The sequence below is a fragment of the Bacteroides sp. PHL 2737 genome (assembly GCF_004115325.2).
In the GTDB taxonomy this organism is placed as follows: domain Bacteria; phylum Bacteroidota; class Bacteroidia; order Bacteroidales; family Bacteroidaceae; genus Bacteroides; species Bacteroides hominis.
In genome coordinates this window covers 2,555,938-2,578,737 of record NZ_CP040630.1, presented here as the reverse complement: position 1 = coordinate 2,578,737, position 22,800 = coordinate 2,555,938, and the positions used below count along the sequence as shown (strand labels likewise).

Sequence of the window (22,800 nt, the reverse complement as noted above, 5' to 3'; positions counted from 1 at the left end):
TTCTCTTTTATTTCTTCTTTCCGTCCGGATACGTAAAAGGTACCAGCCAAGTGACGACAAAAGCCGGTATGGTAGCGATCAGCACCCAGACAAAGAAATCACGATAACCCAGCCAGTCGCTCAGATATCCGCTCATCATCCCCGGAAGCATTACTCCTAAATTCATGATACCGGTGGCAAAAGCATAATGTGCCATCTGGTGTTTGCCGGGGGCTACTTGCTGCATCATAAAGAGCATTAATCCGACGAAACCAAATCCGTACCCCAAATATTCAAATACAATGGCCGTACCGATAATCAACAGGTTAGAGGGTTGGTAAAGTGCCAACAGGAAGTATACCAAAAACGGAATATTAAAAGCGCAGCACAAAGAAAACAAGGTCTTCCGAAGTCCGTAAGCCGAGATGTAATAACCCGCCAAGAGCGAACCGAGGATAAATGCTCCTGCTCCGAACGTACCGTATACCAATCCGATGTCCTGAGTACTAAGCCCCAATCCGCCATCTGCAACCGGTGCTTTCAGGAACAACGGTACAATCTTCAGGGCGTATCCTTCGGCAAATCGGTACAAAATGATAAAGACAATGTAGAAAGCAATATGTTTTTTTTGGAAAAAAGAACGAATAACTTCCCAAAGCACGTTCAATGCATCTCTCACCGTATTTACTTCACCGGAAGCACCTCCTCCCGAAGGCAGAATCCGAATGTGGTAAAGGCCGATCAAAATCATAATACCCGCACACATCAACATCACAATCATCCAGGCATGTACCACTCCAAATTCATCCTTCAGCATACCTGCCAGCCAAACCAAGCCTCCGTTGGCAAGTATCTTGGCCAGATTATAAAAAGCTCCCTGCCAACCGATATACTTGGCTTGCTGGGTAGCAGTCAGCTCCGTCAGGTATACTCCGTCACCCGCAATGTCATGAGTCGCACCACTGAGAGCAATGATCCCCATCAGAGCGATGGCATAACGAAAAAAATCGGGCAACGGCAGCGAAAGTGCCACCAACGCAAATGCCAGTCCGGTAATGATTTCTGTAGCGACAACAAAGTACTTCTTCGTCTTAAACATCTCCAGAAACGGACTCCATAAAGGCTTCAATGTCCAGGGAAGCATAATGAGAGAAGTCCAGAAAGCAATCTGTGCATTCGACACTTCCATATCGGAAAACATAAGGACAGAAACCATCGAAAGGGCCACAAACGGCAATCCCATCGCAAAGTAAACAGTAGGCACCCAACATACAGGGCTTATCGGCTTTTTATTCATCAGTTAGTTTTTTATAATAATTCCATCGGTTAACAATTCCAGTAAGCAAAGATAGGGGATATTAAAAACATAGCCCAAAATTACGACAAGAAGTTGCATTCACTACATAATAATACAACTGACTTCACAAAATCACTAATCCTTACCGGTTCTTTTTTTTGCTCTGTCGGGATGAAGTACACAAAAGAAGCACCGAAACCCCATGGCCCCGATGCTTCTCCCCCTTATCTACAATCTAAACACCTCTATTGCTTCACAAATAAATTTATTTCCGCAAATCCGGTATAACTATCCGGGCTCAGACAATCAATCCTGAACTCTTTAACATCCCCGATAGGTGGTTCGATGACTGCATACTGCGGCTCGTTTCCTTTAAAGCTCCTGAAAGTCAAAGTCCTCTGATAAGTCACCCATTCTGTCGCTCCGTCTTTCCTGACTTTGATCTCCGCACTTTTCAGATTGTATGACGATCCGTAAGCACTCTGTTTAGTAACCGAAAATCCTGCCAAAGTAACAGGCCGGGGCAATACTGTATTCCACCAGCACTCTCCAGCATTGGCTACTCCCCACGAAAACCAAGATGTATTTGCTTCACCATCGATAGCCAGATGTGCACCATATCTGGCATCATCGTTTGCGTATGCATTACTGCAACTTACATCCCATGCACTGCGGTCCACTGCCGCCCAATCTGCAGGCTTCGTATAGCCGGTATAGAGTATGCTGGCATAAATCCGGATATAGACCGTATTCATAGATGTACTTACACCCTGTCCGTCCATACCGGTAACTTCTTTAAGCATCACCGGGAGTACGTATCCGTCAGGGTTGCTCAATTTCTCTATGTTCTTCAAAACCACACGGAAAGAAGACTCGGCCACAGTCTGTCCGGTTTTCAGAGTGGACTCTTTTTTCTCAATGTCATAATTATCTCCGGGCAATAACTCGCATTTCGTCTTCTTAGCCGAATTATAAGCATTTACTTTCAGGGTATCGATACCTAAAGTAGCGGTGACCTCCCGTGAAACGGGTTGTACGGCACACAGTTGTATTTCAAAATCAGAACGGTCAGCGGTAAATGAATTACTTACGCGATCTACCACTACTACAGCACTCATTTCAGCCCCCGGTGCTACTCCCGTTCTGATATATATTTTTTGATATTTGTTCATTTCATCATCATCGTTACTACACGAAGCCAATGATACAAACCCTGTTATCAAACAGATTAAGGTCACAAAATTCAAATGTCTATTCATATCTTATTCTTCTTTTACATAGTTATTGTTTATCAAAACGAACATGCTCTTTCCATACAAGGGTCCCTCCTGCCGTGAGGTCGTATCCGTGTCCGGTACAATCGGCAAAAGCATTTCCTTTGCCCTCGTCCATTTTCCAGTAGCCTATCAGGTTCGGATCAGCGGGTTTCACGGCAAAATACATGTTAGACTGAATTTGTGTCTGGCTGATCGCTGTCTTCCAAAGACGTACCTGAGCCATCTGGCAATTGTTCCGGAAGTAGCTGCCGCTTGAAACCATGTTCATCGTGTCGAACCGTACCGGGCCTCCTTTCGTTTGTAAAGTCACATCAAGCACCCCGTTAATATAAATCGATAACAATCCGGAAGAATTATAGACAAACGCCAGATGATACCATTTGTCTTTCTCAAACAAAGTCACCGTATTAACCTGACTTCCCAGCGTTTTCACCTGCAATGAATTATAAGGAATCATAGCGTCACCAAAACGGATATATACCTCATGGTCTTTGCTACCCGAATTGAAGATAGCCTGATTATTAATGTCAAAGCCATCCATTTGTACCCAGGCTTCAAGCGACCATTCGTTGGTTGTCACTCCCCACAAACCTTCTTTGGACGGTTTTACAGCATTTGTTGTATTCATAAACGGCACGGACTGTATCAGCGGCTTGTCCAGTAAAATAATAAACTTCGACGAAAGCCCGATCGTAGACACCGGTCCTTGAATTTCGGTGAGGGATACCGGAATGGCATAGAGTTCTCCGTTTTCATTCGAATAAGGTTTCACCTTAAATTCTGATGGTACGGCACTTACATCACCCGCCTGAATCTTTATCTCTTTATCATAAGAAAAATATTGTTCAGGAAGAACCTCGTACGAAGTTTCATTGGCTTCATTGTACTCTTTAAGAATAGAGGGGTCAATCGTCAAAACAGCAGTTACATCTCCGGCAACAGGCTGCCCCATGCGTACGGTCAAAGTAGTTGTGGTAACATTTTCAGGATCAACCGTAACCTTTGCCGAACCATTCTCGGATGCTTCATTCAGATAAATAGCATTGTCAATCACACGGTAATCGGCATCTTCGCATCCAGCCAGAATCATCGGCAGAACAACACAAGCAAGCAAATAAGATTTTATTGTTATTCTTTTCATAATCAAATTCATTTAAGTCATTTTACAGCGGGATTCATAATTCTGATTGCCTCACGCAAGTATTTGTATTCAACGTCGCCCGGATAATCATATTCCATATGATATGTCCCTACTCCGCCCTTTCGAACTTGTTTACCATCAATGACCGGAGTCCAGCGTGCCATTCCGGCAAGTGCCCGCATTTTATTTCCGTAACGATCTACATAATCGCCTCCTCCTGTCGGAGCATAGGATTCGAAATTTTCTGTGACGATGTACATATTAGCCACTTTTTCAGGAGTGAGTACCTCTTTAAAATTGGCAATTGTACCGGCCAGCCGCCTGTCAAGATTAGTATCGGAGTTACCCGCAAGGTTGGAGTATGCCTGCACGATGAAGTAATCAAAATAAGGTCCGGTTTCCGGATGAATGCTTTGTGGCTCACCATCGATCACAAGCAGTCGCCCCGTGCCCGATTTGGGTCCTATTCTCTCTCCTAACGCCTTTACGAAAGTGAGCATATTTTCGGGATAGCTGGCCAAATTTCCGGGAGATCCATAATTAGGTTCATAATCGATATCGAAACCATCATATCCATACTTATCGATGGAGTCACAAATGGCATTTGCATATTTTCTGATCGCGCCGTCGATAGCTTCCTGATCTCCATCTTTCCACCCCCAATATTCTTTATAATTCTCTTTATACTCTTCGGGGGTCAACTGATCGCCTACATTAGCTACGATAAAGCACATCAATGCACGCGTACCTTTCAGTTCTTTCACTTTTTTCTTATCCAGCATCCGGGCTTCATCCAGATTCTTCCAGTTTCCCCAGATGGAAACGAAGTCCACACTATCGGGAAGTCCCATCAGACTCCCCACCATCGAAGCTCCCACACCTGTCCAGCCTCCAAACCAGCCAAACGCAACCGAATGCTCCGAACGTTTATAAGCTCTCAGATTCTCGTAGTAGTCATTTCCCGGCATTTCAAAAAAATCCTCTGCTTCGGGTTTGGTCCAGTCACTGCAACCCAGAAGCATACTGACGAACAACGCAAAAACCACTATATTTAAATATCTCTTTTTCATTTTCTTTTCTCTTTTTAGCTTAAACATCAATTCTTTTTAGCCCACCAAAGGTCGGTAGCCCCAGTATCCGGGCCCCCCAACATTGAGACGGCTACCGAAACATTGGCAGCATTTCCCTGCTTCTCGGACAATGGGAAAGGCAAACGTCGCAATTGCCGGTTGGTGTCAATTACTCCGTTACTCAGATTGCTGACAGATGGAAACACTTCCGGATAACCTGTACGCCGATAATCGGCCCAACCTTCAAAGCCCAGAGGGAAATTGGCTATCCATTTCTGAGTAATGATACGCTCCAGTTTTTCTTCCGTAGGAGCACCTTCATTCCACGCAATCGTTATCTTGGTTTTCGGTGTATAATTGCATTTAACCGGGTTAGTCGGGTCGACAAAAGGTTCAGGCACTGCCACTGCATTTGCCAGATATTCTTCTGCTCCACCCACTTTCCGCTGGTCGAATGAAAGTTTAACGCCTTGTTCGTAGAAGTCACGGGCACTACCTCCCATATCCCAACCACGCAGAGCACCTTCAGCACGCAAAAAGGCTGTTTCAGCCGCACAGAACATCAACATATCGTCTTTCTGATCGTAATTGGGCATAGAGTATCCTGCATAAGTGGCCGGCTTCACTCCTTCCAATCCCGAACGCATACCCATATACGGGCTATTGCCTCCCAACTTGGATGTCGTGAAATAGACTGCGCTACGAGGATCGGAATACCCTTTCATATAACTGGCAATAGTGGCATTGATACGGATTTCGCCCCAACTGGAGGCTACCAGCCACAGCGGATTGGGTTCGGCACCTACACCGACATATGCATTATTATCATTCGTATCTATCAGTCCGCGGGCACTCTTCACCGCTTCCTCAGCTTTCGCACGGGCAAGTTCGGGCGCCACATTACTGATACGGACAGCCAGACGCAATTTAAGCGAATTAGCAAAACGCATCCACTTATTATAATCTCCATTATAGACCGGATCATAGCCCTCCAACGGCTTCAATCCGCCGACCTCGTCTACAAATTCGCCCAATATCTGTACTGCATAATCCAAATCTTCAAACATGTGTTTATATACATCTTCCTGACTGTCGTATGCAACAGCCGTTTTGCCATTGGCCACTTGACTGTAGGGAATGGGGCCGTAACAATCGGTCACACGCAACATTGTATTTACGCGAAGCAGTTTCGCCATTGCCCAATAGTGACCTTTTCCGCCGGTTGCCGTTTCCAATTTAAAGTAGTTGGAATAGAATTTCTCAAAAGGCGTATTGAAAGGAATCTGATTCCAGGATTCCGTCTGGTTGAATGTATTGAAGTTAGAACCACCCCATGAGTTAGCCATTGTCAGATAGCCGCTAAAAGGTCCCGCTACCATCTGGTCAATCATCTGATTGTCATTCTGCTGTACATTGATTCCGGTAGTAATCATTGTTGCAAACAGCATGGGCGGATTAAGTGAATGGGGTTCGTACGGATTAGTGTTGTATTCCTCAAAATTACTGGTACAGCAACACAAGAGTGGCGTGATAGCTGCGGCCAAAGCCATATTTAATATTTTATTTTTCATAATCGACTTGTTTTAAAATTGAAACTTAACATTGAAGCCAATATTACGTGTGCTCGGCTGCATAAAGTAATCTACCCCCTGATAGAAATTGCTGGTAGTGGAAGGGGTCATTTCCGGATCGAACGGTGCTTTACAATAAATCATCCAAAGATTCTTTCCTACGATACCTGCCGTTATGCCCACTTTATTGTTAAACCACTTACGAGGTAATGTATAACTCAGGTTCAACTCAGAAAGGCGTACGTTCGTCGCACTATAAGTGTAGTATTGTCCCAATCCTCCGGTAGAGCCTCCGATGGTCTGAAAATAAGACTTGGCATCTACGAATCCGTTATTGATCCATACTCCGCCGGCATCACGTGCATCGGCTGTAGCTTTGGACACACCGTAATAATCGAGTATACCCTGAGTGTTCGACACGCATAATCCACCGACACGCGCGGTCAGAACCACGCCCAGGCTGACGCCTTTATAAGAAAAGGTATTGCTGAATCCCATATTGAAATCAGGATTCATCGTACCTATTTTTTTAGGTTCGGCATAGTCCTGCACTCCGACTTTACCTGTCTGGGGATCTACCCAGATATTTCCGTTACCATCCGTACGAAGCCCCTTATCTACATACAGATCCCCCATCGTTCCACCTTCTCTCAGGATGACTCTGGGACCATAACCGTCGGCTCCCAACACAGCCATACGCAACTCCGGCATATCGATGATTTCACCGGTTATCGGATTCGTCGCGCCACTGGCCAGACGTTTCACCTTATTACGATTCATGGTATAAGTCAGGCTGCTGTTCCAGCTGAAATCCCTCCATGTATTAGTATATCCCAATGCCAGTTCCAAACCATAATTCTGGATATTACCTGTCTGTACAATAGCCGAAGAATAACCGCTCGATGACGCCAGGGTGATGTTAAAGGTTTGGTTATACGTATTCGAATGATAGTAAGTGGCATCTATACTGAAGTGGTTCCATAATCTGGCATTTAAACCCACCTCCCACGAACGTGTGTCTTCCGGCTTCAGATTAGTGGCAGGCAAAGTAGTTGAAGAGCCCCACTGATGGGACTGTTCATTGAACTCAAAGCCCGGATTCGATAAATAACGTTCGAAAGACGAAGCCACCGAACTGTATGAACCACGCAGTTTCGCATAAGAGATGAACTCGGGCAACCGGAACATCTCCGACAGAACGACAGATCCGCCGATGGAAGGATAGAAGAAAGAGGAGTGTTTAGTAAAGGCAAGCTGCGACTCCCAGTCGTTCCGTCCGGTCAAGGTCAGATATGCCATGCTGCGCCAACCTAATTCTATATTCGCAAATACTCCCTGGGACTGATCATGATATCCGAACTGTTTGGGCTTATAATTACTTTCATAATTAATATTTCTCACTGTAAAGAAATTGGGTATACCGGCCAGATCGCCTTCATTACCCATTTGTTCGTAAACCAAATCTTTAATAGATGCACCGATATTGGCATTCAGCGAGAAATCCCCTATCCTCTTATCGATATTTACCATAATATCAGCATATGTATTACGGTCTGTACGGTTCTGGTCCGAGTAGAAACCATTGGCTCCCGCAAAAGTAGTCAGGGTAGATGCATAACGCTCCTGAGTCAAACGAATATCCGAATTATCTACTTTAACACGGCCCGCAACGTTCAGCCAATCCGTAAGTTTATAAGTCAGGCTTGCATTGATCATGTAACGTTTCTTTTCTGTTTTACGGTTCATGCGTTTCATAATCCAGTACGGGTTTTGCAAACTCAGCCCCTGATGCCCGTAAGGCCAAAACTGCGCATTCACCCCACGGCTCTCGCTATAACGTTCGAACATACGGATCTCCTCAAAATTATCATTACGAGGAAACAGATATAATGCCGGCAACGGATTGAAATATTGTCCCTGTGCCGTTATATTTTTATCATTCTGGATGATGTAACTGGCACCGATGTCCAGAGTCAGTTTATCTTTCAGGAAAGTAGCCGTATTCCGGATTGAGAAGTTGTAACGGCTATAACTGTTATTAGGCAGGATACCGGTTGCATTCGTTGTTGAAGCCGATGCATAAGTCTGGTTTTTCTTTGTTCCGGTCGAGAAAGAGATGGCATTAATTACATTCACTCCGGTATTAAAGAAACGGGCAGGATCATAACTCTGTCTGGTTTTATTGCCCCAGCTTGCAAATTCTCCCGGATTATTTCCATACCGGTTTTGCATCTCCGGCATAATATACGCATCAGAGAACATGGTATTATTGCTGACTGTCAGAGTTGTCTTCTCGGCAGATCCCTTTTTCGTGTTAATCAATACAACTCCATTGGCAGCCGCATTGCCGTATAAAGCAGCTGCGGAAGGACCGGTCAGCATATTAATACTTTCAATATCATCCGGATTAAGGTCGGCCACACCGTCCGAACCACTCTGGGTAGCAAAGGAACCTTCGCTCTTGCCAAAACTGACATTGAACATTGGAATACCGTCGATTACATAAAGGGCATTGTTATCCTTTGTTATAGACTTAGTACCTCGCATCACTACCCTGGAGGCCGAACCGACACCACCGGCGGAATTGTTAATCGTTACTCCGGCAACTTTGCCCTGCAAAGAGTTAATGAAATTGGCATCTTTCACTGTATTGATGGCATCGCCACCCACTTGTTGCACATTGTAGCTCAATGCCTTTTGTGCCCGCTTGATACCTAAAGCCGTCACAACAACCTCGTCAAGCACTTCCGTGTCTTCTTGCATCACAATTTTCAGTGGCTTAGAGTCTGTCACTGTAATGACCTGCGAAGCATAGCCGATATAGGATATCTCGATGACATCTCCTTTGGCAGCCGATATTGAAAAGTGTCCGTTCATATCGGTGATTGTCCCGTTGGATGTTCCTTTCACCAGTATACTTACTCCGATCAATGGTTCGCCTTTAGCGTCCGAGACATTTCCCGTAACCGTAATTTTCTCCTGCTGAATAGCTTTATCCTTATCATTAGCTGAAAGAATGAGGTGTTTGTTCATAATAGAATAGGAAATCCCCGTCCCCCGAAGCAAACGATTCATCACAGACGTAATATTTTCATTAGTAGCTTTAACGGAAACGGGTTGATTGGGGTTAACATCCCTGGTGTTATACACGATAGATAATGAGGTTTGATGTCCGATTTCATCCAGGACATTACCTAAAGGGGCTTTAGTGAAGTCGATATTTACCCGGATATCTTGCGCTGAAGCAAAAATAAAAGCAGGCATCGACAATAGAAAAAATAGCAAGTACTGAAACTTGTGTTTCACTGATTTCTTCATCTTGTTCTTTTTTAATTAGAAAATGTTTTAGGTAAAAATTGAAAGGTTTAGCAAAAGAAAACTGCTAATTCATATTAAGGTTGGTTTTTAATTAAGGGTCCTTGTTCATCGTTACAGATTTTAGGGTTAACTATATTCACTTTTCTGCTAATAATACATTTCAACCTATAAGCATACTAAATCAAGAAGCGACTTTTTTCAAAAAAAGAATAAAAAAAGAATAAGAATACAGATTGAGAAATAAAAAAAAGGAACCATTCCACATTGGAAACAGTCCCTTTTACTGATTTAGGTTATAATAATAAATCGCTATCTACCCGCCTTGGGAGTCAATATTATGTTATTATCCTCACATTTATAATCAAAACGTTTGGTAAGAGCAAGTATAGAAAGAATTTGTCTGATATCATCATCCGTACTAAAAGTACAGGTGAAACGTTCTTTTTTCAGCTGTGCATCAGAAATAATGAAATGTACATCAAAATGCTTTTCCAGACATTGCACAATCTCCACGAGTGTAGCTTGTTCGAATTTCAGTTTTCCGTTAATCCAAAGCAACACATCACCCGGACGATCAGCTTCGGTAAGCATCAACTGCATCGTACGGGTATCCACACTCAACGTTTGTCCCGGTTTCAGTAAGATCCCTTCTTCTTCGGACTGTCCCGGCAGCTGCACTTGCACCAATCCTTTCAATAAAGTCGTCACAACCTTTGCTTCGGACGAGCGTGCCCGGACATTGAATTTTGTACCGAGCACACAAGTCCTGACATCTTTACTATTAACAACAAAGGGTTTATGCTTATTATGAGAGACCTCAAAATAAGCCTCACCATTCAAATCAACCAATCTTTCCCGCTTCCAGAAAGAAGGTTTATAAACAAGCTGCGTTGAAGCATTCAACCACACCTTCGTGCCATCCGGCAAAACAGCACGTGCCCGTTGACCGGCTTCCGTAGCAAAAACATATCCGTCAGACTTGCCGGAAGACATCCAATACAAAGCTCCGGTAGAAATCAGTAAACCGCACAAAAAGGCAGCCAAAGGTACTGCATAACGCTTCCATTTTGAAACACGCATTTTACCCACCGATTTTCTATCCGGCTCTTTCTGCTTCATCCGATCCTTCAAAGCGCTCAGTGAACTTTCGGTGTCCACCGCATCCATCACCGCTTTGCGCTCACCGACAAAAAGCATATAATATAGTTGTTCAAGTTGTTTTTTATGTTCCGCAGAGTCATGGTACCATGTCTCTACTTCCAGACACTCTTCAGCATCTGATTCTCCTTTCAAGTAGTTCAGTAGTTTTGTTTCATCCATTGTATTAACCAAATCTTTTATACCTATATCATACGTTGTTATGTATAATACATTTCAGAAAGCAAAGTTACTAAATAAAAACACAAACTTTTTTTCTTCGAAGAATCATTTTGTCAGTACCGAAAATTTAGCTACGTTTGTTCGCTAATAACAATGAAAAAAAGAATGGCACAGACTCTGACTAACCTAAACATAAATGATAATAATGCCGTTATATCAGCCTTGAGAGAAGGGTGCGAAGAAGTATTTGACAATGTTTACCGCCATTACTTTCGCGGACTATGCGTCTTTTGTTCTCAGTACGTCACACTGAGTGAATCGGAAGAAATCGTGCAGGACACCATGATGTGGTTATGGGAAAACAGAAAAACCCTCATTCCGGAACTAACCTTAAAAACTCTTCTTTTTACTATTGTCAAGAACAAGGCACTTAATAAAATCTCCCATTTCGAAATAAAGCGTAAGGTACATCTGGAAATTGCCGAAAAATATGAAAGCGAATTTTCTTCACCTGACTTTTATCTGGAAAACGAACTTTTCAGGTTGTATGAAGAGGCTTTAAGAAAGCTACCGGCAGAATTTCGTCAGGCATATGAAATGAACCGAAATCAACAACTGACTCATAAAGAAATTGCGGAGAAACTAAACGTCTCTCCGCAAACTGTCAATTATCGCATAGGGCAAGCCCTGAAAATATTGCGTTCGGAATTGAAGGACTACCTCCCTCTTATCATGCTGTTTCTATTTCTGCAAGGGCATAAATGAGATGGCTTGCCCACCACCGGCGGCCATGCGGATATTTATTGTGTCTCTTGCCGTCACCTCCTGTTCCGTAATCTGATATTCGGTCGGATTGGTTTTCCAGTCAGCCTGCTCGCCATCAGCATAGACTATTGCTTTATAAGTCTTCCCCTTTTCCAGAAAATCAAGGCTGACCGGTAAAGTCCGTGGTTCCTCATTCGTAGAGGCTCCCAAGAAATAATTCTGTTTAGCCTTGCGCACTATCACTACAAATTCTCCCGGCTCACCGGCCAATGCTTTTGATTCATCACAGTCCGGATCGAAATCACGAAAGAACTGGAAAGCGGGATGTCCTTCATAATGCTCAATCATATCAGAAGCCATCTGTAACGGGGAATATAAGATAACCCAATTTGCCAACTGTTTGGCCAGTGTCGTATTGACACGGCTATTGCCTTTATCCTGGTCATTCCACTTCTGGCGTTTAGGAGAATCTTTCGTCTGTGTAAACAATATGTCGAAAATACCCGGAGTATAATCCATCGGGCCACCCAGTAAACGGGTAAACGGTAACATCTCGTGATGGGAAGGAGGATTTCCCTCACTCCAGGCATTCCACTCCATCCCACGGGCACCTTCACGAGTCATCATATTGGGCCAGGTACGGCGTATTCCCGTATCTTTGATAGGCTCGTGCGCATCCAAAGTCATATGGTAACGAGCAGCCGTTTCAACTACCTTTTGGTAATGATTGACTCCGTATTGTCCGTGATGCGAATGTCCGTCGGGAAAAGCACCCGCATAACCGGTTTTCAGTATATGAATACCTTTTTCGGTATACCACTTGATCGCTTTTTCCATCTGGCGTTCGTAGTTGGGAATATTTCCTCCGGTTTCATGATGTCCGATGATCTGAACATTTTTCTCACGTGCATAACGGACTATTTCATCAATATCAAAATCAGCGTACGGTTTGGTAAAATCAAAATTCTGCATACCACCCCAGCTCTCCCAGCCTTCGTTCCACCCCTCGAATAATACTCCTTCGATATTATTGTCATGAGCAAAATCGATATGCTTTTTCGCATTAGCGGTTGTGGCTCCGTGACGGTCATCCATCTTCCAGGTTTCTACCCCCAGATGCATTCCCCACCAAACGCCAACATATTTAATCGGTTTAATCCAGTCGGTAGTTTCCAGTTTACAAGGTTCATTCAAATTCAGAATCAAGGATGAATTAATCAGGCCGACAGCTGCCGGAGCAATCTGAATGGTACGCCATGATGTCATGAAATTATTCCCTTTACGAGCCTTGATACCATCGGGCCAGGAAGCAAGTTCCGACTTTAGAGCATGGCCTCCATCCTGCTTTAGTGTCATCTCCGGAAAATCATAAAGAGCAGCTTCATGAATGCTGCCATATATCCCACCGGGAGTTTTGAAAGTGAAAGGAGTATTGGCATTCTTCACTTCACTGATCTTCTGTTCCGAATACAACAATTCATAGGTTTCGAAGCTGGCCGGAATTGACCAGGAAATTCCATCTTCGTGAAAGCGGAAAGCAGTCAATTCGTCGGTGACGAGCAAAGAGTCAACGCCGGGCACTTCATATTCATAACGAAAAGCTATACCGTCATCAAATGCACGAAAACGAAGAGTTAACTCTATATTGGCATCGTTCTTCAAGAAAACCGCCATTTCATTATAATGATTCCTGTTCGTTTTATTCTCTCCCCACGGTTGGGTCCAGGTTTCATCTTTATCTGTAAACGTAGTTTTCACGACACGAAATCCTTGATTAAGGTCGATCCCGTCTTTCGCCTCGAAACCAAGCGATGAGTTGTCCAACAAAAGAGTATCATTGACCGCCACCCGATAAACCATCTTTCCGTCAGGTTCTGTTGCAAAAGCCACCTTGATGTGTCCGTCCGGAGAGGATAACTCAGTCTTCGGAGTACAACTATAAAAACTCATCAGTATAAAAGCGACAAATAACAAATGCAAGTTTTGTTTCATGGTCATGTAATCTGTTTATGTGGTTTAGAATTCCAGGTCGGCCAAATGTGCGTTGTGATCAGACAAATAGGTAGAGTCTGTAATCGCGGAAGAAATAATTTCCGCATCCGCCACCTTTATTTGCGGAGTTACGAAAATAAAATCAATCTTCTCCCGCTCAGCCACCGGTACCCTTCCAAAATCATGGAAAGTATAGCTTTCTCCTGTCTGTTTCGCAGCTATCTTCCACGCATCTTTCAATACGAACTCATTGGATGTAATTGTTTTATAAGCTTCCCATTCCTCAGAAACATTAAAGTCTCCGGTCATCATAGAGGGGTGTGTACCGGCTATCTCTTTTATCTTATCAATAATAAGCAATGCACTGTTCCTCCGGGCTTCTGTCCCTACGTGATCAAAATGAGTATTTACCATCAGGAATTCTTTTCCGGTGGATTTCTCCTTCAGTTTAGCCCAGGTGGCAACACGGGTACAGGCAGCATCCCAACCAAGTTTACCGACACTATCCGGATGTTCGGACAACCAGAATGTATTGCTGTCCAGTAAGTCATATTTATCTTTCCGATAGAAAACCGGAGCATATTCACCTTGAGTTTTTCCATCCTCACGTCCCACGCCTACATAGGCATAATCGGGCAGTCCGGCCAACAAGTCTTCTAACTGATGATGTAACACCTCCTGCATACCCAGTACATCCGGTTGTTTTTCACGGATAAACTCACAAACCCGGTCTTTACGGTATTTCCAGGAATTCAAGCTATCGCCCGGATTATCGTAACGGATGTTGAAGGTAGCCAAACGGACATGTGAAATCGGACTGGAACTGCAACCCGCCAGAAGCAGGGTAATAAAAGCTCCGATAAAAAAGCAAATCTTATTCATTAGTTTATATGTGTTGGTTATTAAATTTAAAGCCATTCCGTATATGATACAACTGAAAAAGAAAAAACACTTAACGCCCCACCTGATAAGTAGCAGCTAATTGCCGGCAACCGGCACGATTTATTTTCCCTGTTTCCGTCAAGGGTATAGTGCCCACTGAAAAAACCATTTTAGGCAACTGGTACTTGGTAAGAAGCTCTTTCATCTTCTCCTCCAACCGTTCCGTATACCCTCCATTTTCTATCAAAAGAACAATGGCCTCCCCTAATGCGGCATCGGAAACGGAAGTGATGGCAAAGGGAACATGTATCCAAGGACGCAGTATATCTTCCACCTGCTCCGCCTGCACTTTGATACCTCCGGTGTTGATGGTATTGTCTTTTCTGCCCAGGATAGAAAAGCTACCGTCCGAATTTATTTCCGCCACATCATTTGTCACTAAAATCGTATCGCAAACCAGCGGAGCATCAATAATCAATGTATGCTCGGGTGACAAAGAAAGTCGTACCGAAGGAAAAGGATAATAAAGAGTACTCGCATCCGGTCCGTTCAGCCGTCTTAAAGCAATATGCGACAGGGTTTCCGTCATGCCGTACGTAGAATACACCTTACCCGGTAATTGGCGTATCTCAGCTTCCAGACCGGCATCTATCGCACCACCGCCAATTATAAGAATATCGGTCCGGCAGAGCCTTTCTCTTTCCGCGGCTATCTGCAAAGTATTGTAAACCTGCAGCGGAACCATTGCCGAGAAACGTAACGGCTGATCCAAATCCGCCATCGGATGACCGGAAGGAGTGCGGACAACCAGATTCAGCCCGGCAACCAAAGCCCGCACCACAACCATCTTTCCGGCAATGTATTGCAAAGGCATACACAATAGCGCACTATCCCCCCGCCGAAGCCCCAGATACTCACAAGTCAACCGGGCACTCTGCATCATCCGGTCTTTAAGGACCTTCATTTGTTTGGGTGTTCCGGTAGAACCGGACGTCTTTACAGTAAGATAAGGAGAATCGTTGAACCAATCGTCCAGAAAACGGTAGAGTTCACACAGAAATACCGGCGTTGCGTCTGTACAATTGGCAACAAGTCTTTTTACATCTTCCCGGGAAAGCAAATTGCCTTCCAGCATCAGCTGTTGTTCTTCCCGATTAAATATCATAAGTATTTCTTTTATTTACAAAACCATAAACAATCTTTTCGAATCTCAAGGGGCATTTCGATATTGTCTGTAAACAACAGTCCGGTTCCCAATCCCTGAGGCAGCGGACTACGGAAAGTAGCACACCATTGTGCAATAGCATTCAGTCCGATATTCGATTCCAGTGCAGAAGTAATCCACCAACCGATATGCTGCTTTTCCGCTTCTGCAATCCATTCATTACCACCACTGATTCCACCATGTAAAGATGGTTTCAATATAATGTATTGAGGACGGACAGACGTCAACAGATCTTGTTTTCCTTCGGGAGTATTACAGCCAATCAGTTCTTCGTCCAATGCAATGGGAAGCGGAGTGTCTGCCGTCAGGCGGGCCATTTCCTCCCACTGCCCGGCACGGATGGGCTGTTCGATGGAGTGTAGTTCCAATTCAGCCAACCTATTCAGTTTTTCCATAGCGTCAACGGGTGAAAAAGCACCATTGGCATCCACTCTCAACTCTATTTCCCTCGCCGAATAATGAGCACGGATATGCTTCAGCAGTGCCAATTCTTCTTCGAAGTTTATCGCACCTATTTTCAGTTTGATGCAACGGTATCCTGACTGCATCTTTACTTCGATCTGTTGCAACATCCTATCAAAATCGCCCATCCAGATAAGTCCGTTGATGGGTATACCGGTTTCTCCCCGGGAAAAAGGAGTATCCCATAATGCCCAACTCTGAGTTTCATAATGACGAAGAGCTGTTTCAAGTCCAAACAGAATCGAAGGATAATCACGCAAAGCTTCCGTATCCAATTTGCCTGTCTGCTCCAAACACCGGCAAGCATTGCAGAGTATTTGTTCATAATCCGGCAGGTCGTCACAACTCAGTTTAGGCAACGGAGCACACTCTCCCACTCCGACACGTTCCGGATACTCTGTCGTAGAAAGATAGATATACCAAACCTTCCGGGTAGTATAGGTACCGCGGGAAGTTCCTGCCGGCTGCTTGAAATGGAGGATACGGGGAATAATATTTATTGTATACATAGGAATACTATAAAGCAAAGGCCTCCCATCAAGAAGGCCTTTTTTACTTATGGGAACTTAGGATATTGCTTAAAATCTGGTTTGCGCTTTTCAAGGAATGCATTCTTGCCCTCCTGTGCTTCATCGGTAAGATAATAAAGCAGAGTCGCGTCACCGGCTAACTCTTGAATACCTGCCTGCCCGTCAAGTTCGGCATTCAAGCCGGCTTTAATCATGCGGAGCGCCAATGGACTGAGCTGCATCATCTCTTCGGCCCATTGGACATACTCGTCTTCCAGTTTTTCCAAAGGCACCACCTTGTTGACAAGTCCCATATCCAAAGCTTCCTGAGCATTATACTTGCGGCAAAGGAACCAAATTTCACGAGCTTTTTTTTGTCCCACCACACGGGCAAGATAAGAAGAGCCGAATCCTGCATCAAAGCTACCTACACGCGGTCCGGTCTGGCCGAAGATTGCATTTTCGGAGGCAATGGAAAGATCACATACTACGTGCAGTACATGTCCGCCACCGATAGCAAATCCGTTGACAGCGGCAATAACCGGTTTAGGTATCGAACGGATTTGCTTCTGTACGTCCAACACACTCAGACGGGGCACCCCGTCTTTACCGATGTATCCGCCTCGTCCCTTTACATTCTGGTCACCTCCCGAGCAGAAAGCTTTGTCACCGGCACCGGTCAGTACCACGACATTAATGTCAGGCTCTTCACGACAAATACGCAAAGCATCACTCATCTCACCCGTTGTGGTCGGTGTGAAAGCGTTGCGATAACGCTCGCGGTTAATTGTAATACGAGCAATGCCATTATAGTAATCAAATAGAATATCTTCATATTCTTTAATAGGAGTCCACTCTCTTTTCGTTTCCATCTTTATTCATTTTAATGGTTATTTCTTTAATAATTCCTGTACTTTCTTCTGGAGTCCGGGTGTCTTTACATTGGGGTTGTTCAACATTGCGATAGCGAAATTATCTGCCATCACCTCTTCCGGATCGATAACGTATCCGGTATTCCGCCCAACCTTATCAAAAAAGTCGGCAGCTTTCTGCAACGGATAAATAACCGTCTTGCCATTTTCCCGAACTGGTTTGAATGCTTTATCCAAAGGAATCAAACCGACATTGATATACTGATAGAACTTACCAACGGTATAGGGCCTGTTGGCATATATAACCATGGTACAATTCTGGGGTTTACCATCGATTGTAAAAGTGGCATAGCTGTCCCAACGGCTGACATCGGGATTGGAAATCCGGCATTCCCGAATATCTTCGGGCAATTCAATCTCTTTTGGCAGAATATTAAATTCAATAGCCTCGTACATTTTCTTTTTGAATCCGGGATTGAAACGTGTCAGGATATGAAAAATTTCATGCACCAACAGACGAGTATGCGACTGCTCGTTTCCCCGCTGAAAAGTAACGTCAGTCAGTGCTATCCAGTTACTGCGAGTATACCCTCCGGCTCCTCCTTCATCTTTCATTGTTGTTTTTACCAATACTATTTCTTTCGGGAAAGGAATCCGGTAACCATACTTACGAATCGTGTCATTCAGGCTTTTTCTGATCCGTTCAATCTGTTGCGCCTCCCGGGGAGTCCATTCACGAACTTCACCAATAGCCAGACTGACGAGATCTTCTCTTTTTCCTTCGGGATTCTCAAGACGGGCTGCAATATCAAACGGAGTCCAGTTACGCGTATAATGATCCTCAACCACTATCAGGCGTTTAGCTTCTTCGGCAGAGGCCAACCTAAAATCGATTGTATCTACATGAGCCGTCACCTCCTGTAATACGGTATTCCCGGGAGACATGGCCCCAACCTTCTCCACAAGTGGGCTTATAACAAACAGCAATAAGCCACCAATCAACATCACCCCTTGTTTAATCATAATCTTATTTTTTTAGTTGATGATAATAGTCTTTCAAAATACGTGCATCTTTATTCTTGTTTGTGAAAACTTCCATTAACACAGGCTGAGTCAATAACTCGGCTTGGGTGAAAACCTTCATTGCTTCGTCCAGCTGATTTTCATCCTGCACTTCCTGATAAAGGAAGCCACGTTCTTCAGCCCACCCTTTAGCAGACGTCTTGTGTACGGCAGTCACAAAACGATGCGAAGTACCGGACATTTCCAAGCCGGGCAGAGTATGAAAGATTTCTCCTCCCCCATTATTTAAGAGAAGTATGCGGAGATTACTTCCGAAATGATTATTCCACAACGCATTCATGTCATAGAAAAAACTCAGGTCCCCAATGACCACAAAATTCAACTTTCCGGAGGCAGCGGCATAACCGACTGCTGTCGATAAGGAACCTTCGATACCACTTGTTCCACGGTTACAGCAAACCTCTATTGTATCGGGTAAAGGGTATAGTTGAGCATAGCGTACAACCGAACTATTGGCCAGGTGTAAAGCACATGAAGCAGGCAAAGCCTTTATCAACGCTCCTATGGCAGACATCTCCGAATAGGGCAACTCTGGTTGGGGAAGTTCTTTGCAAAAATTTTCCCATTGCCGAGGATACTCTGGTGTACGGTTGTCCAGCAAGAAAGCTATTTTCTCAAGGAACTCAAACGGGTCCATTTCAATGACCGTCGTGAGTGAACCTTGGAACAGATCAATCACTTCACCATCCGTCGACACATGCCAATGCTCCTTGGGCGGATGTTGACGAAGGAATTTTTTCATCCGCTTGGAGACGATATGTCCTCCATAAGTGATTACCAGTTCGGGCATCATCTTTTCCTGCATTTCCGGAGACATGGCATATAAAGCAGCATCAAAATTCCGGATCGGAATACCGGGAACAGTCTGGTTACCCAAATGTTCGGTAAACCAAGCAAACTGCTTATACAGCATCTTTGAATATTTCTTCTCAAACAGGTAAATCAGATTCATCTGTCCGACAATTATCATGCGCCGGTTGTATTTATTAAGCCGATCAATCAGACCGTCGTAATCGCGATCATAAACATTCAGTCCCTGATAACGTGTTATAACACGCTCTTCGGGAAGAACATCTGCCGTAAACTGGAACAAAGGCTCCGAAACCGGTACATTAATATGCACAGGTCCTTTGCCATGGTGATTCAGTTCAAGTAATGCTTCGTTCAGCAAACGGTTACAATACCATTTGTCTTCGTCGGTATGTATCTCAGGCAAGTTCGCAGACATCTTCACCAACGACTGAAAGACACCCGGTTGCGGTAAAGTCTGCCCATCCATCTGGTTAATCCAGGCTGCGGGACGATCGGCAGAAATAACTACTAAAGGTACTTTCTGATAATAGGCTTCCGCCACGGCAGGATGCAAATTCAGCAGAGCCGTACCGGATGTGCAACAGACTGCCGCAGGTTTTCCGCCATGTAAGGCAAGCCCGATAGCAAAAAAACCGGCACTCCGCTCGTCTGTTACCGAATAACAGGTGAAATCAGGATGTCCGGCAAGTGTGTGTACAATCGGAGCATTCCGGCTTCCGGGGCATAAGACCACTTTCGTCACTCCGTGTGCCCGAAGCAACGCTACCAACTGCAATATGTTTTCCTTATCTGAATACATCGCTCTATTAAGTTATTTATAAAGAGTTCAAGTTCTTCATCGTCTGCATCTTCTTTTCAGTCTCTTGAAATTCATCATCCAATTCGGAAGATGCCAGTAACCCACCTCCGGCATAAAGTGTCAGAGTATCCTCTTTCACATTCATACAGCGTAGGTTGACATACAGGTCTGTCTTCCCCTCCGGTTTGAGCCAGCCGATAAATCCGGAATAATAACTGCGGTCATAGCCTTCATTATCGAGAATAAACCGATAGGCTTCCTCCTTGGGTAATCCGCACACAGCCGGAGTAGGATGCAATAGCTTCAACAAATCCCCCAATTTACGACTATCGTTCAGTGAGAAACGGAAATCGGTTTTCAGATGCGATAAAGCTCCGGCAAAAGCCGGATAAGGTCCCTTCTCCACCGGAGAAATACCTAACGATCGGAGTTGATTACGGATATATGCGGCTACATATTCCTGTTCCTCCCGGTTCTTCTCATCCCAATGCTGAGGAAGTTCACCATTTTGTAAAGACTGGGTTCCGGCCAATGCCACAGTATTCCACTCTCCCTTCTCACCCGATAAAATGATTTCCGGTGTACTGCCCATCCACACTCCCGTTTGCGGAGTATAGCAAAGATAGACATAGGAGTAAATATAACGCCTGCAAGCTTTATAGAAAGCGCTTGCAGGAGAGAACCCCGGTTCTTTCTTCACCGTCACTTTGCGGGACAGCACCAGCTTATCGAAAGTATGTGCCCGTAAAGCCCGGATAAAAATATCAAAACAGGCTGCATAAGCTTCTTTTGCTCTCACAGGCCGTTCGTTTTGTGCAGACCGGTTGCACACCTCTGTGCAGACAGGCTGCACACTCCTGCGCGGGCTGCCTGCACAGGAAGGAATTTCTTGACAGTCCGGTTGAATCAGTATGATAGGACATTGCGGAGTAACCCGGAAAGGAGCGATAACAAAACCTGTCTGTCCGTTTAGTTCTTCCATTTCCCGAACCAAACGTACTTCTCCGTAAGTCTGCATCAGAAAGTGAGGTTCTTCTTCCCCCGGATTGCGATACATCGCAAAACTTCTTCCCTGCCGGATCAACTCATCTATAATCTCACAATTATTTGTTTCTTCTGACGTCATCTCTTCTTTAATATACTATTCACCACCCGAATAGAAGACACCAACTTGTCGGTCGACGTAAATACGTCCACATTCCAGACATGAGATGAACGACCTTTGTGGATGATGGTGCCGACAGCCCGCACCGTGTCTCCTTCGTGGGCAGATGACATGTGATTACCGCTGACTTGCATACCAACGACAATCTCATCAGGCTGGCAAAGAATCATCGACCCCAATCCGGCTACTGTTTCGGCCAATGCCAGAGTAGCCCCTCCATGCAGAATGCCAAAAGGCTGTCGGGTTCGTTCGTCCACCGGCATGGTAGCCTCAACCCGGTCCTCGGACGCATAAGTATATTGAATACCCAGATTCCCCATCAATGCGTGACGAGCACGCTCGTTTAACTGATCAAGTGGAATCTCGGCAGGACGGATCTCTGCAAGAATCGCCTTTTCTACGGCAAGGGCAACTCCGTCTTCTTCGTTCGATGCAGTCACCACATCGGCACAAACTTTCACAGAGTCCTGGGCATTCCCCATGGCAATACCCAATCCGGCAAACTGTATCATCGAAACATCGCAGACACCGTCGCCTATCACAATCGTTTCTTCGGGTGTAATATCAAGGTGGGACAACAGTGCTCCCAAAGAGGTAGACTTATCGATACCGCAAGGCAACACTTCAAGAAAATAAGGTTCCGAACGGAATACATCGAGTGCACCGTTCAAACGTTTCTTCCAATGTTCTTCCAAAGCTACCAATGCTTCTTCATCATCACTGACCAACATACATTTGGAAGGAGCAAAATCTACAGCTGCCGAAAATTCGGGTTCCTCAATCAGCTCCATCCCATTGAGACGTGCTTCCCAAAGAATATGTTCATTATTAGCATAATCGGCAATCATCCGATCTTCGGTGTATGTAAAGATAGAAAATCCGTTTTTACGTGCCTTTTTCTCCAAATAGGGCAACATTTCCGGATTAATACGCCGCTCAAGCAATACTTCTCCATTTTTTGCATTAATAACCTGCGCACCGTTATAAGACACGATATATCCGCCATAGTTACCCAATTCCAGTTTTTTAGCTAATGGCAAAATCCCATAGGTAGGCCTGCCCGATGCTAAAACAAGATGTACACCCATCTGCTGCACTTTCAATAAGGTAGCGAGGGTACGTGGAGTAATCTCCTTTTCATCATTAAGCAATGTCCCGTCTACATCAAGGACTAACAATTTATACTTCATGACTTCGAGTTTTTGTTTAGATTACAAAGGTAAAATTTTTAAGGCAACATCGCCCCTTATTTAGGGAAAA

17 protein-coding genes are annotated in these 22,800 nt (G+C 44.6%); 1 reads left to right on the top strand and 16 read right to left on the bottom strand.

What is annotated here, in order from left to right; translation table 11 throughout:
• Positions 1-7 precede the first annotated feature (7 nt).
• The 7 genes from DBK98_RS10450 to DBK98_RS10420 all read right to left on the bottom strand — a co-directional run bounded on the left by DBK98_RS10450 (position 8) and on the right by DBK98_RS10420 (position 10,973).
• On the bottom strand, positions 8-1,276 hold the full coding sequence (locus DBK98_RS10450; RefSeq protein WP_005809672.1) for an MFS transporter: 1,269 nt from the start codon (positions 1,274-1,276) through the stop codon (positions 8-10).
• A gap of 245 nt (positions 1,277-1,521) precedes the next feature.
• Positions 1,522-2,535, bottom strand: coding sequence for a BT_3987 domain-containing protein (locus DBK98_RS10445; RefSeq protein ID WP_032535423.1), 1,014 nt, complete (start codon positions 2,533-2,535; stop codon positions 1,522-1,524).
• A gap of 22 nt (positions 2,536-2,557) precedes the next feature.
• Entirely contained in the window at positions 2,558-3,694 is a 1,137-nt protein-coding gene (locus DBK98_RS10440; RefSeq protein WP_005809678.1) for a DUF1735 and LamG domain-containing protein, read from the bottom strand.
• A gap of 17 nt (positions 3,695-3,711) precedes the next feature.
• Positions 3,712-4,764, bottom strand: a complete 1,053-nt coding sequence (locus tag DBK98_RS10435; RefSeq protein ID WP_005818929.1) for a glycoside hydrolase family 18 — start codon at positions 4,762-4,764, stop codon at positions 3,712-3,714.
• A 26-nt stretch (positions 4,765-4,790) separates the two neighbouring features.
• Positions 4,791-6,335 (bottom strand): SusD/RagB family nutrient-binding outer membrane lipoprotein, encoded by a 1,545-nt coding sequence (locus DBK98_RS10430; RefSeq protein ID WP_005809684.1) that lies wholly within the window; start codon positions 6,333-6,335, stop codon positions 4,791-4,793.
• A gap of 12 nt (positions 6,336-6,347) precedes the next feature.
• Positions 6,348-9,653: a SusC/RagA family TonB-linked outer membrane protein gene (locus DBK98_RS10425; protein ID WP_032535424.1), complete on the bottom strand. Its 3,306-nt coding sequence runs from the start codon at positions 9,651-9,653 to the stop codon at positions 6,348-6,350.
• A gap of 309 nt (positions 9,654-9,962) precedes the next feature.
• Positions 9,963-10,973, bottom strand: a complete 1,011-nt coding sequence (locus DBK98_RS10420) for a FecR family protein (protein WP_005809688.1) — start codon at positions 10,971-10,973, stop codon at positions 9,963-9,965.
• 165 nt (positions 10,974-11,138) lie between these two features.
• Between DBK98_RS10420 and DBK98_RS10415 the strand changes: the two genes are divergently transcribed.
• A complete protein-coding gene (locus tag DBK98_RS10415) occupies positions 11,139-11,738 on the top strand; it encodes an RNA polymerase sigma-70 factor (protein ID WP_005776032.1) in 600 nt (199 codons plus the stop codon).
• Here the strand turns inward: DBK98_RS10415 and DBK98_RS10410 are convergent.
• The 9 genes from DBK98_RS10410 to DBK98_RS10370 all read right to left on the bottom strand — a co-directional run bounded on the left by DBK98_RS10410 (position 11,715) and on the right by DBK98_RS10370 (position 22,730).
• Positions 11,715-13,730 (bottom strand): glycoside hydrolase family 97 protein, encoded by a 2,016-nt coding sequence (locus DBK98_RS10410; protein WP_005809692.1) that lies wholly within the window; start codon positions 13,728-13,730, stop codon positions 11,715-11,717. The genes DBK98_RS10415 and DBK98_RS10410 overlap by 24 nt on opposite strands.
• 24 nt (positions 13,731-13,754) lie before the next feature.
• A complete protein-coding gene (locus DBK98_RS10405; protein WP_005809693.1) occupies positions 13,755-14,612 on the bottom strand; it encodes an endonuclease/exonuclease/phosphatase family protein in 858 nt (285 codons plus the stop codon).
• A 70-nt stretch (positions 14,613-14,682) separates the two neighbouring features.
• Positions 14,683-15,777, bottom strand: a complete 1,095-nt coding sequence (locus DBK98_RS10400; protein ID WP_005809694.1) for an AMP-binding protein — start codon at positions 15,775-15,777, stop codon at positions 14,683-14,685.
• Positions 15,778-15,788: 11 nt separating this feature from the next.
• A complete protein-coding gene (locus DBK98_RS10395) occupies positions 15,789-16,808 on the bottom strand; it encodes an o-succinylbenzoate synthase (RefSeq protein ID WP_005809695.1) in 1,020 nt (339 codons plus the stop codon).
• 47 nt (positions 16,809-16,855) lie between these two features.
• The gene (gene menB / locus DBK98_RS10390) at positions 16,856-17,680 is read right to left on the bottom strand and encodes a 1,4-dihydroxy-2-naphthoyl-CoA synthase (RefSeq protein ID WP_005776026.1); all 825 of its coding nucleotides are present in this window, start codon (positions 17,678-17,680) and stop codon (positions 16,856-16,858) included.
• An 18-nt stretch (positions 17,681-17,698) separates the two neighbouring features.
• The gene (locus DBK98_RS10385) at positions 17,699-18,703 is read right to left on the bottom strand and encodes a hypothetical protein (RefSeq protein WP_032535425.1); all 1,005 of its coding nucleotides are present in this window, start codon (positions 18,701-18,703) and stop codon (positions 17,699-17,701) included.
• 4 nt (positions 18,704-18,707) lie between these two features.
• Entirely contained in the window at positions 18,708-20,375 is a 1,668-nt protein-coding gene (gene menD, locus DBK98_RS10380) for a 2-succinyl-5-enolpyruvyl-6-hydroxy-3-cyclohexene-1-carboxylic-acid synthase (RefSeq protein ID WP_005776024.1), read from the bottom strand.
• A 16-nt stretch (positions 20,376-20,391) separates the two neighbouring features.
• Positions 20,392-21,501, bottom strand: coding sequence for an isochorismate synthase (locus DBK98_RS10375; RefSeq protein WP_022011861.1), 1,110 nt, complete (start codon positions 21,499-21,501; stop codon positions 20,392-20,394).
• On the bottom strand, positions 21,498-22,730 hold the full coding sequence (locus DBK98_RS10370) for a Cof-type HAD-IIB family hydrolase (protein WP_005776021.1): 1,233 nt from the start codon (positions 22,728-22,730) through the stop codon (positions 21,498-21,500). Before DBK98_RS10370 ends, DBK98_RS10375 begins: the two co-directional genes overlap by 4 nt.
• Positions 22,731-22,800: the final 70 nt, after the last annotated feature.

Bases quoted from the DNA above. Each gene is read 5' to 3' on its own strand.
- DBK98_RS10405 (WP_005809693.1), bottom strand. From the start codon at position 14,612: ATGAATAAGATTTGCTTTTTTATCGGAGCTTTTATTACCCTGCTTCTG.
- DBK98_RS10435 (WP_005818929.1), bottom strand. From the start codon at position 4,764: ATGAAAAAGAGATATTTAAATATAGTGGTTTTTGCGTTGTTCGTCAGT.
- DBK98_RS10450 (WP_005809672.1), bottom strand. From the start codon at position 1,276: ATGAATAAAAAGCCGATAAGCCCTGTATGTTGGGTGCCTACTGTTTAC.
- DBK98_RS10420 (WP_005809688.1), bottom strand. From the start codon at position 10,973: ATGGATGAAACAAAACTACTGAACTACTTGAAAGGAGAATCAGATGCT.
- DBK98_RS10445 (WP_032535423.1), bottom strand. From the start codon at position 2,535: ATGAATAGACATTTGAATTTTGTGACCTTAATCTGTTTGATAACAGGG.
- DBK98_RS10440 (WP_005809678.1), bottom strand. From the start codon at position 3,694: ATGAAAAGAATAACAATAAAATCTTATTTGCTTGCTTGTGTTGTTCTG.
- DBK98_RS10375 (WP_022011861.1), bottom strand. From the start codon at position 21,501: ATGACGTCAGAAGAAACAAATAATTGTGAGATTATAGATGAGTTGATC.
- DBK98_RS10370 (WP_005776021.1), bottom strand. From the start codon at position 22,730: ATGAAGTATAAATTGTTAGTCCTTGATGTAGACGGGACATTGCTTAAT.
- DBK98_RS10430 (WP_005809684.1), bottom strand. From the start codon at position 6,335: ATGAAAAATAAAATATTAAATATGGCTTTGGCCGCAGCTATCACGCCA.
- menD (WP_005776024.1), bottom strand. From the start codon at position 20,375: ATGTATTCAGATAAGGAAAACATATTGCAGTTGGTAGCGTTGCTTCGG.
- DBK98_RS10410 (WP_005809692.1), bottom strand. From the start codon at position 13,730: ATGAAACAAAACTTGCATTTGTTATTTGTCGCTTTTATACTGATGAGT.
- menB (WP_005776026.1), bottom strand. From the start codon at position 17,680: ATGGAAACGAAAAGAGAGTGGACTCCTATTAAAGAATATGAAGATATT.
- DBK98_RS10395 (WP_005809695.1), bottom strand. From the start codon at position 16,808: ATGTATACAATAAATATTATTCCCCGTATCCTCCATTTCAAGCAGCCG.
- DBK98_RS10425 (WP_032535424.1), bottom strand. From the start codon at position 9,653: ATGAAGAAATCAGTGAAACACAAGTTTCAGTACTTGCTATTTTTTCTA.
- DBK98_RS10400 (WP_005809694.1), bottom strand. From the start codon at position 15,777: ATGATATTTAATCGGGAAGAACAACAGCTGATGCTGGAAGGCAATTTG.
- DBK98_RS10415 (WP_005776032.1), top strand. From the start codon at position 11,139: ATGGCACAGACTCTGACTAACCTAAACATAAATGATAATAATGCCGTT.
- DBK98_RS10385 (WP_032535425.1), bottom strand. From the start codon at position 18,703: ATGATTAAACAAGGGGTGATGTTGATTGGTGGCTTATTGCTGTTTGTT.